The sequence below is a fragment of the Corallincola platygyrae genome (assembly GCF_039544265.1).
Lineage (GTDB): Bacteria > Pseudomonadota > Gammaproteobacteria > Enterobacterales > Neiellaceae > Corallincola > Corallincola platygyrae.
Window position 1 is genome coordinate 1 of sequence record NZ_BAABLI010000002.1, and the last position, 506, is coordinate 506.

Genomic DNA, 506 nt, shown 5'->3' on the forward strand with positions numbered 1-506 from the left:
GAATAGGCCCTGTTTGATGGCACATAGACACTCGCTGGTGTTTGCCTTTCAAGCCCCTCATGACTGCGTAACTCATTGTACTCCTGTACAAACCGGTCAAATCGGCGCTGCTGTTGGAGTAAGCTGTAGCCCGGTTGTTTGCAGACCGCGTCCTTCAGGCTGCGATGCATACGCTCATGGCGGCCATTTTGTTGTGGCCTGCCCGGTTTAATCCGCTCTGGCCGAATACCCTNGCGACTGTAGTTATCGGTAATAGTCAGCGGATAACAGCGCTGTTTATTACCCAAGCGAAAGTCGCCTTTAAAATCGGCACTCCAGCATTGGTTGCTCTGGTTACATTCAGAAAAGGGCAACCCATCTGCCGGCACTTTGCGTTTCACTCGCCGCTTCTTTACCAGGCCAAACCGCTTGAGTATTTCACCCGCGGTGCTGTCTGCGGGCCAATGACTGTCCGGTTGTTCCTGCTTGAGCAAATCAATCAGCTTCTTCGGGCCCCAACTGGGAAA

General features: G+C 52.9%; 1 protein-coding gene. It reads right to left on the reverse strand.

Annotated elements, in window-relative coordinates:
* On the reverse strand, positions 1–170 hold a 170-nt coding region (locus ABEA14_RS19305; RefSeq protein WP_425557234.1), incomplete at its 3' end, for an integrase core domain-containing protein.
* Positions 171–506 lie beyond the last annotated feature (336 nt).